This window comes from Gemmatimonadota bacterium, from assembly GCA_009838645.1.
GTDB lineage: Bacteria > JAAXHH01 > JAAXHH01 > JAAXHH01 > JAAXHH01 > JAAXHH01.
Genome location: VXRC01000045.1, coordinates 62139 through 71882 on the forward strand (window position 1 = coordinate 62139; position 9744 = coordinate 71882).

Consider the following 9744-nt stretch of genomic DNA (forward strand, 5'->3'; position numbering starts at 1 on the left):
ATGACCTCCGCCCCCCGCTACCTCACCCAGGATCAACTGGCTCAGTTCTGGTCCGAAGGCTACCTCGTCCTGAAGGGCACGCTGGATGATGAGGTCGTCAATAACGCCCGTGGCTTTCTGCTGGACCTGATCCCGCGCGACCTGGTCATTCCGGACCACTATCACGCGAACCACGCTCGGTTCAAGCCCCATAATCCGGACGGAAACGGCAGTTTTTTCGAGCCTGCCATGCTGCCCCTGCTGCAGAACGAGGGGCTGTATGGCGCAGCCGTAGATATCCTGGAGACCGAATACATCCAGGTCTGGGACGGCTCTGCGGGGATCACCCTGAGAAACCGTGCCATGGAGGGGCGGCTCCAGAACCTCCACCTGGACGCCGTACCCAAGGGTCCGGAGGAGTTGAACGAGGGCTTCTTGCGTACGGGAATCGGCATCGGCGGATGCTATTACCTCAACAATGTGGAAGACAACGGCGGCGGCATCCACGTGGTGCCCGGCGCGCCGAACCGCGTTCGGGAGATCATGCTGGACGAGCCGGACGGGCTCAAGCGCAACGACGGCTGGGGCAAAATCGTCGATTTCAGGTCGTCCATGGAGGTCACGGGGGACGCCGGCGATTACGTGCTCATGCACCACCTGATGCCCCACTCGGCGAGCGCCAATCACAATGCCTCGCCGAGAATCGCCCAGTTCACCCGTCTTCAACCCCTGTCGGAAGAAGAGGCCCGGCAGGCACCCGGCCCTGATCGGCCGTTGAGTGCGGACGCCCTGGCCACGCTGACTCCGCTGGGGCGCAAAATGTTCCGGCTGGATCCCTGGATCGGGTAACCTCAAGTGCCGCAACGGGATCGGATGAACGCCATGTCCTCTGAACCACCCCGGTCAAGGGGCACTGCGGCCATTACCCTGCGGGCCGGGGTCATCGGTCTCGCGCTCTCAGCCGTGGTCGCCTTCTGGGGACAGTTCTCCGCCGATCACGCCGGATACAACTATTCCACCTACGCCCATCTCCCCGCGGCGCTGCTGATCCCCTTCCTGATCCTGATCCTGGGTCCCCACGTCCTGCTCAAGCGACTGTCACCCCGGTACGCCCTGACGACGTCCGAACTGATCGTGGTCTTTGCCATGGGCATGATCGGTTCGATGGTGCCCGACTGGGGCATGACGAGGTACCTGGTCTCCCTCATCACCGGGCCCTTCTACCATTCGAGCCCCGAGAACCGCTGGGCGGAAACGTTCTTCGACACGCTGCCCGCGTGGCTCGTGATCAGTGACAAGACCGACGCGGTCAGGGTTTTCTACGAAGGCGCCGCGCCGGGTTACCGGATCCCCTGGATGGCCTGGATCTCGCCCCTGCTGTGGTGGATGTCGTGTTTCGGCGCCCTGATGTGGACTGGCGCATGCATCGTGGTCATCCTGAGGAAGCAGTGGGTGAGCCACGAACGGCTGCGCTTTCCCCTGGGGGAGGTGGCGCTCAACCTGATGGGCGTGGGGAAGGACCGGGACGAACCGCCCATGGTCCGCACGACCGCCTTCCGGATCGGCGCCGGCCTGTCGCTGGCCGTCGTGTGCTGGAACATCGCATCCTACTGGGACATCGTTACGCCCGTCCCAATCATGGGCCCGGACCTGCTGCAAGTAAAGGTCCATCCGTCGATCCCGGATCTTCCCATCCGGCTGAACGTCTTCGTGCTCTGCTTCGCCTTCTTCATCAATGCCGAGATCCTCCTCAGCCTGTGTTTCTTCCTGCTGTTCACCACGCTGCAGCGGGGCGTGCTGAATATGCTCGGGGTCACGGCGGCGACGACCATGTCGCCGACCGGCCTCGTGGGCACCCAGTCCATCGGCGCTCTGATCGCCCTGGTGGCGTGGGGACTGTGGATGGCGCGCCGGCACCTGGCCGCCGTGGCCCGGCGGGCGTTCCGCAGGGATCCGTCGGTGGATGACAGCGGGGAGTTCTTCTCGTACCGGCTGGCGGTCTTCGGCCTGGTCTTCGGCCTGCTCTACCTGCTGGCCTGGCTGTACAGCATCGGCATGTCCCTGCCGGTCAGCCTGATCCTCCTGGCGGTCCTCTTCACCATCTATCTCGGCATGGCCCGGATCGTCGCGGAGGCGGGACTTGTCGCCATGGACCTGCCGGTGAACGCCAACAACTTCACCGCGGGCATCATCGGCGCCGACAACCTGGACCCCTCCACGATCACCGCCCTGGGCATGACGAACGCCTTCGCCCGGAACTGGCGGACCTTCACCATGATCGGGCTGTCCCACGCCGCCTACCTGCAGCGCTGGATGGCGCCGGCCACCCGGCATCTCTTCCTCTGGATATGCCTGGCCTTCGGCGTCAGCGTGGTGACTTCCCTCTACTATTACATCAGCGCGGGATACGCCGTCGGCGCCGACAATCTCCTTTCCAAGCCGGGCGACCTCGTGCCCTTTTTCTACAACACGATCATGACGTGGAACAGCAGCGTAAGCAGCGTATCGGACCTGGAACTGATCTTCTTCGGGAACGGCATCGTCCTGTACATGTTGATGATCCTCGGACGATTCCTGTTCCTCTGGTGGCCGCTCCATCCCATTGGCCTGGTCGCCGTGGCCGCGGACACTGTGCGATTCATGTTCCTGCCGTTCTTCCTGGCCTGGCTCATCCAGGTGATCCTGCTGCGTATGGGTGGAGGGGCGCTTTACCGAAGGGCGCAGCCGCTCTTTCTCGGCATCCTGGTGGGGTATGTCCTCGGCATGGCCCTCTCTTTCCTCGTGGACAGCCTGTGGTTTCCGGCGGCGCCGCACCAGTTCGAGTCGTTCATCAATTAAGCTGATTCCCGGGGAACCGCACTGATCGTCACCGGCGCGAGCCGGATCCGCCGAATCGGAATCCCGATGGAAACAGGGACACCCTGAAACCGACGAGGACGCAAACATGGCCGAATCCAAACGTCCCAATCTCCTCTTCATCATGGACGACCAGCACCGCCACGACTACCTGTCGGCCGCGGGCGCGTCGTTCCTGAACACGCCGAACCTGGACCGCCTGGCAAGCCGCGGGATCCGTTTCACGCAATGCATCACCAACGCCCCGGTCTGCGCCCCCGCGCGCATCGGCCTGGCCAGCGGATACCAGCCCGCGCGGCTGGGGTGCCTCGACAACAACTGCTACCTGCCCCGGCATATCACGCCCTATTACGCCCGGTTGCGGGACGCGGGGTACCGGGTCGGTTGCGTGGGCAAACTCGACCTGGCCAAGCCGGACCCCTACAACGGCCGCCGCGGCGACCGGCCCCGGGTCTTCGGCTGGGGCTTCACCCATCCCGTGGAGTGCGAGGGCAAGATGCACGCGGGCATGGCGGACGAACCGCGCGGGCCTTACGGCTTCTGGTTAAAGGAACAGGGGTTGTTCGAAGCCTTCCGGGCGGATTACGCAGCCCGCCAGGCGCGGGGATGGATCGAGGACGCGTCTCACGACTCGGTGCTGCCGCTCGAGGCCTTCGAGGACGCCTATATCGGCCGCCGCGCCGCCGAATGGATCGGCGCCGTGCCGGACGACTACCCGTGGCACCTCTTCGTCAGCTTCGTGGGTCCCCACGACCCCTTCGATCCGCCTGCCGAATACGCCGACCGTTACCGGGACGCGGACGTGCCGCCCGCCGTGCACAGCGGCCGCGAAGGTGGCAACCACGAGGGTCACGGCCGCACGCGAAAGCCGGAGTGGGTCAATGCCCGGCGCCGCGATCTCTCCGCCGAAAAGATCGCCGTTACCCGCAGACAGTACTGCGCGGCCATCGAACTGATCGACGACCAGGTGGGCCGGATCATCGAAGCGGTTGAACGGCGGGGCATGGGGGAAGACACCGTAGTCGTCTTCGCCAGCGACCACGGCGAGATGCTGGGCGATCACGGGCTGTACACCAAGTCGGTCCCCTACGAGGCGGCCCTGCGGGTGCCGCTGATCGCCGCCGGGCCGGGCATACCGGGCGGGCGTACGTCCGACGCCCTCGTGGAACTGATCGATGTCAATCCCACGTTGTGCGCGCTTGGGGGCCTGCCGGCCCAGGAAGGCCTCGACGCGCGAGACCTGGGCCCCGTGCTTGCGGGGGAACGGACGACGCACCGGGAGGAAGCGGCCAGTGCGCTGCGGGCGTTCAGGCTGATCCGGACCGCAGAATGTAAGCTGGTGGCTCACCACACCGGTGAGGTCGAACTGTATGACCTGGAGAGCGATCCGGATGAGTTAGAGAACGTGACGGACGAACGGCCGGAAACTGTCGCGGCGTTGCGGAGGCGGTTGCGTCAGCGGTTCCACTTCCCGCCGTGACCGGGTTCGGCACCGGCGCTTCCGCCATGACGGCCGCGTCGGCCGGACCGCCCGGCGCTTGACCCTGCCGTCTAGTGCAGACCGGGCCCGCCGTAGGGCGCACCATCGGGCGAGGCCTTTTGCGGTGAGACGATCTGCCGCCGGTCCGGTGTAAGGCGTTCCAGCAGTTCGGGAGACGGCTGGTAACCGTGGCGGAAGTTGCCCCAGGACGGTCCGTACCTGTAGACCACGATACGCCGGGTACCCGCGTTCCGCCGCATGGCCGAACCGTGGGAAATACCGTCCACGAAGAGCAGGGCGTCGCCCGCTTCCATGAACAGCTCAACCGACGCGGCGATGCCTTCCACGGAGGCGCCCTTCGGCTTCATGGCGTGCCGGGCGAAATCGGGATGGGTGAAGTTGGACTTGTGGCTGCCGGGGATGACCATGGTGGCGCCGTCCCCGGGTCCGATGTCGGTCAGCGCCATCAGCACGTTGATCTGGCCGCACATGAACCGCCCGCCGTGGTAGCGGAATCCATTGCGCATGATGGGCGGGTACCCGCCGGAGTGCAGTCCGATCGCCTCGCCCGGCTCCCGGAAATTGGCGAAGTTTTCGTCGATGAACAGGGGGCCGTGGGCATAGTCGAAGGTACCCTCCCCGCCCACGAAGTGCTTGACCCTGTCGATCCAGGAAGGATGGTCGATCAGCGCCTCGAAGGGGGCGCCCGCTTCGTAGATCTGCTGCAGGTTCAGGCCGTCCACGGTGCCGTAGGTGTGGGCGTGGACGTAACCGTGCCATTCACCCGGAGACAGGGGCGGGATCGCGTCCAGGCAGGCATTCAGTTCCGCCACCTCGGGCTTCGTCAGGGCCTGTTCCAGGTGGAGGAAGCCCTGCAGGTCGAACAGGTAGATGTCCAGGTCGTCCGGTCTGGTCATCGGGGTGGTGGCGCCTCCAGGGGAATCGGGTTGATTTACGGCCGGATATTCGTTATGCTCTTGACCGGCAATATAGCAGCCCCTACGTCGTGACACAACCTAATTGACCCGGTTCAGCCGGCGCCGCCGACCGGGTTTTTCGTTGTTTTTTCGTCTTTTCGAAGACCGGACGAGGAAATGTGAATGAAGGCTCCATCACCGCCCAATGTGCTGATCGTCCTGAGTGATCAACTGCGGCGGCAGGCCCTGTCCACCTACGGGGACCCGAACATCGTCACACCCCATGTCGACGCCCTGGCCGAACGGGGCGTGCGCTTCGAGCATGCCAGCTCGACCTGCCCCATCTGCGTCCCTTTCCGCTTTACGTTCATGACGGGACTGTACGCCCACGACCGGAAGGTCCCCGCGATCGAATACAGGATGTCTCCGGCGGAACGGACCCTGGCCGACGAGTTCAACGAAGCGGGGTACGAAACGATCTATACGGGGAAATGGCATCTCGACGGCGGCCACGGACGCATGGGATCCGCTGTCCAGTGCGGCAGGACGGCCGTAAAGAAGGCGTACCGGGGCCGGTGGCGGAAATGGATGGGCTTCGAGCTCAGGAACGGCCCCTTCGACACTTATTACTTCGAGGACGATGACCCGGTGCCCAGGCCGGTCGAAGGATACCAGACCGACGGACTCTTCGACCTCGCCATGGACTACCTCGAGCGCCGGGACCCGTCCCGTCCTTTCTGCATGGTGATCTCCGTCGAACCGCCGCATGATCCCTTCGAAGCGCCGGAGGCCCTGATGCGCAGCTGGGAGGCAATGGACATCGTGCTGCCGCCCAACGTGGAGGCGGTCGACGCCGAGGCCACGGAACGGTTCATGCTCAACCGGAAGCGGTACTACGCCATGGTCGAGAACCTGGACTGGAACATGGGCCGCCTGGGCGCCTTCCTTCTGCGTACCGGGCTGCACGGCGAGACCGTTGTGCTGTTTATGGCGGACCATGGAGAGCTCGGTGGCGCCCATGGTCTTCGGGGAAAGCAGTGGCCCTACGAGGAGTCCACGGGAATTCCCTTAATCGTGGCGGATCCCAGGCACCCGGACCGGGCCGGTGCCGTGGTCGAGGACCCGGTCTCCACCGAGGATCTGTTCCCCACCATCCTGGGTCTCGCCGGGCTGAAGCCGAGAGACGCCCTGCCCGGCGAGAACCTGGCCCCGCTGATTAACGGCAGTGTCAGCGGCCTGGGCCGGGAAGGCGTCCTGCTGGAATTCATAGCGGAACAGAGGAAGGGCGTGGTCTTCCACGACTGGGTGTGGCGCGGATTCCGTTCCGCCCGGTACAAGTACACCGTCCGCGGCGACAACCACGGCGGCAGTCCCTGGCAGTTCTTCGACCTGGAAAAGGACCCATGGGAACAGCGAAACCTGTTGGACGATCCGGCCTGCCGGGCGGAGATCACGCGGCACCACGACCTGCTACGACAGCGGATGAAGGAAACCGATGACCACTTCGTCCTTCTTCCGGCATACGGAAGAGAAGGACTAAACACCTGGGATTGAACACCTGGGATTGAACCGCACCGGCCCCGGCCCGGCGGCAGTGCCTGAACAACAAGGGAATTCGAAGCTTCCATGTCCCAGACCAGCAAGACCACCTCTTGGACCGGCGAATCCGGAAGCGTGGGCCTGCCAGCCACATTGACGACCGGACTCACCCGCAGGGCGCTGCTGATCGGCGTCTTCCTGTCCATTTTGCTGAACATCTGGACGATCCACGCGGGCTATATCTCCCAGTCGTCTTTCATCAGTCTGACCCACCTGCCTGTTTCCGCGCTGTTCCCCTTCCTGCTGGTGGTGCTGGGGCTCAACCCCCTGCTGAAACGCTTCTGGCCCTCCAGGGTGCTCAATCGGAACGAGCAGATCATCGTCTTCTTTCTGGTGTTCACCGCGTCCACCATTCCGGCGTGGGGTTTCAGTTCCTACTGGATCGGCGGCATCACGGGACCGTACTACAACGCCACCACGGAGAACCAGTGGGCGGAGCTCTTCTTCCAGTACCTGCCCTCCTGGCTCATCGTCCAGGACCAGCAGCAGGCGCTCACGTGGTTTTTCGAGGGCATACCGGACAGCCGCCCGCCGGTTCTCGGCATCATCCGCAATGCCTGGACGATTCCGATGATCTGGTGGATCACCTTCTTCCTCGCCATCTTCGTGGTCGGCGCATCGGCCATGGTCATGCTCCGCAAGCAGTGGGTGGAACACGAGCGGCTGACCTTCCCGCTCGCTCAGATCCCGCTGATCATGATCGAGGAGCAGAAGGGCCGGGCGCTGCCCGCCGTGATGCAGTCGAAGCTGTTCTGGTACGCCTTCGGCATCACGCTGTTCATTTTCCTCTGGAACATCGTCGGTTTCTTCGGCTGGGTCAGTCCGATCCCCATCGGACCGCTGCACAACTTCAACGTGGTACTGGCCCGGGCGTTTCCCAACATACCCGTTAAGTTCAATTTCCTGGTCGCGGGCGTCGGATACTTCACCAACCTGAACGTCCTGTTCAGCATCTGGGTATTTTTCGTCATCATGACCATTCAGCAGGGCATCATGACGCGCCTCGGCGTGCCCGGGGCCTTCGCCGTCGTCAAGTCGCAGCATTCCGGCGGTTTTCTGGTGTTTGCCCTGTACGCATTGTGGGCCGCCCGGCGGCACCTGAAGGACGTGGTGATGAAGGCGCTGGGCAAGGCGCCTCACGTGGACGATTCCAAGGAGTTCTTCTCCTACCGCATGGCCGCGCTGGGCGTGCTGGGGGGCATTTCGTACATTGTCTGCTGGCTATATGCGTCGGGCATGTCCCTCGGCATCATCGCCTTCATGATGGGCTCTCTCCTAATCATGTTCGTGGGCGTGACCCGCATCGTGGCGGAGACGGGGATCGTATTCCTGGACCTGCCCTTCGAGACCCACGACTTCACCGTGGCCGTCATCGGTTCCGGTAGTATCAGTACGCGGGACCTGACCAATCTGGCCATCGCCAATTCCTACGCGCGGAACTGGCGCACCCTGGGCATGTGCTCCATGGGGCACATCGCAAAGGTGGACGATGAAATGGGTGGTACCGGTAAAGGCTCATTCAAGACGATCACTGCCGTGCTCGCGATGAGCATCGTGGTGGCGCTGGTCTTCACGCTTTACCTGGGATACAACCACGGCGGGGCTTCGCAGTTTTTCGAGCCCGCTTTCTCCAACGCCGTGCAACTGCCCTACAACAACCTGGTCAAGTGGATCAACAACCGGGAGGCGATCACCGGCACCGAGTTCTGGTTCATGATGTTCGGCGGTTTGGTCACCGCCCTGCTGATCCAGGCCCATCACCGGTTCACGTGGTGGTCGCTGCATCCCATAGGGTTCACCGTGGTCCTCACGCCGGGCATGGCCAGCTCGGCCTTTTCCCTGTTCGTGGTCTGGTGCGTGAAGGCCCTGCTGCTGAAGATCGGCGGCATCCAGCTTTACAGAAAGGCCATACCCGCGGTGATGGGCATGCTCGTGGCCTTCGTGCTGGGCGTGTTTCTGTCCTACGTGGCGGACGTCACGTGGTTCCCACGGGCCGGCCATCCCGTACAGAACTGGTAACCGGACGGTTGACGGCCGGCTTCGGTTGACGGAGGTGTGACTTGTCGGAAGAAAAGGATCCCCAGGAAGTACTCGACCTCATCCTGGAAACGGACGGCCGATATCCCCGGCGGGCTTACCTCTTCGTCATGGAGGCGGTTTCCTTCACGGTGGAAAAACTGACCGTCCGCAGGCACATCACGGGGAAGGAACTCTCCCTCGGCATACGGAACCTGGCCCTCGAGCGGTTCGGCATCGCCGCGAAGCTGGTCTTCGAAGAGTGGAACATCTCCAAAACCCGTCACTTCGGCGATATTGTGTTCAATCTCGTCAACGAGGGACTACTGCGCAAGACCGAGGAAGACTCCATCGAAGACTTCGACGAAGTATTCGATTTCGGCACCGCATTCGAGACAGAAATCCTGATCGACGTTGAATCGAAACGTAGCTGATCTTACGACCGGCGGACCGTACGACGCTGCCTCCTGCCGAATGTGGGCTTGGGGGGCGCGGTGTCCTGTGCGATCTCGTCTGCGGCCTGCCGCGTCTCCTTGCGTGACTCCGAGGCTTTCGCGGCGTTTTCTGCCGGTTCCGTCACGGCCTCCTTTCCGCCGTGGGCTGCCGGAGCGGCCTCCACCGGGACGGCCCCGGCGTCCGATTGCACCGGCGATGGGTCCTTTTGAGAGACCGGTTCGTCTTTCTTGGCAGATTCGTCTTTCCTGGCGGATCTGCCCCGGGTCCGCCTGTGACCATTGCCTCGCGCGGCACCCCGGCCTGCCTGCCCGGAACGCTTACTCTTGGCCGGGTCCTTCCGGTCGTCTTTGGCTGCGACCTTCCCATCTTCCTTGTCAGTGACCTGCTGATCGTCCTTGGCCGCGTCCTGCTGGTCGTCTTTGGCTGCGACCTGCTGGTCGT

General features: G+C 63.6%; 7 protein-coding genes. 6 read left to right on the forward strand and 1 reads right to left on the reverse strand.

Translation table 11 applies throughout. The features are described from left to right. The 3 genes from F4Y38_12720 (at position 1) to F4Y38_12730 (ending at position 4315) form a co-directional block, all read left to right on the forward strand. Positions 1-828 carry a hypothetical protein gene (locus F4Y38_12720; protein ID MXY50144.1) on the forward strand — a complete coding sequence of 276 codons (828 nt, stop codon included), beginning with the start codon at positions 1-3 and terminating at the stop codon, positions 826-828. A gap of 33 nt (positions 829-861) precedes the next feature. After that, a complete protein-coding gene (locus tag F4Y38_12725) occupies positions 862-2817 on the forward strand; it encodes a hypothetical protein (GenBank protein MXY50145.1) in 1956 nt (651 codons plus the stop codon). Positions 2818-2923: 106 nt separating this feature from the next. Beyond that, positions 2924-4315, forward strand: coding sequence for a sulfatase-like hydrolase/transferase (locus F4Y38_12730; protein ID MXY50146.1), 1392 nt, complete (start codon positions 2924-2926; stop codon positions 4313-4315). A 71-nt stretch (positions 4316-4386) separates the two neighbouring features. On the opposite strand, the gene F4Y38_12735 is transcribed toward F4Y38_12730, so the two are convergent. Further along, positions 4387-5232, reverse strand: a complete 846-nt coding sequence (locus F4Y38_12735; GenBank protein MXY50147.1) for a phytanoyl-CoA dioxygenase family protein — start codon at positions 5230-5232, stop codon at positions 4387-4389. A 183-nt stretch (positions 5233-5415) separates the two neighbouring features. Between F4Y38_12735 and F4Y38_12740 the strand changes: the two genes are divergently transcribed. From F4Y38_12740 to F4Y38_12750, 3 genes are all read left to right on the forward strand, one after another. Further along, positions 5416-6786, forward strand: coding sequence for a sulfatase (locus F4Y38_12740; protein ID MXY50148.1), 1371 nt, complete (start codon positions 5416-5418; stop codon positions 6784-6786). 72 nt (positions 6787-6858) lie between these two features. Further along, positions 6859-8850, forward strand: coding sequence for a hypothetical protein (locus tag F4Y38_12745; GenBank protein MXY50149.1), 1992 nt, complete (start codon positions 6859-6861; stop codon positions 8848-8850). 41 nt (positions 8851-8891) lie between these two features. Further along, on the forward strand, positions 8892-9281 hold the full coding sequence (locus tag F4Y38_12750) for a hypothetical protein (protein ID MXY50150.1): 390 nt from the start codon (positions 8892-8894) through the stop codon (positions 9279-9281). The last annotated feature ends 463 nt before the right edge of the window (positions 9282-9744 follow it).

Bases quoted from the DNA above. Each gene is read 5' to 3' on its own strand.
- F4Y38_12720 (MXY50144.1), top strand. From the start codon at position 1: ATGACCTCCGCCCCCCGCTACCTCACCCAGGATCAACTGGCTCAGTTC.
- F4Y38_12725 (MXY50145.1), top strand. From the start codon at position 862: ATGTCCTCTGAACCACCCCGGTCAAGGGGCACTGCGGCCATTACCCTG.
- F4Y38_12730 (MXY50146.1), top strand. From the start codon at position 2,924: ATGGCCGAATCCAAACGTCCCAATCTCCTCTTCATCATGGACGACCAG.
- F4Y38_12735 (MXY50147.1), bottom strand. From the start codon at position 5,232: ATGACCAGACCGGACGACCTGGACATCTACCTGTTCGACCTGCAGGGC.
- F4Y38_12740 (MXY50148.1), top strand. From the start codon at position 5,416: ATGAAGGCTCCATCACCGCCCAATGTGCTGATCGTCCTGAGTGATCAA.
- F4Y38_12745 (MXY50149.1), top strand. From the start codon at position 6,859: ATGTCCCAGACCAGCAAGACCACCTCTTGGACCGGCGAATCCGGAAGC.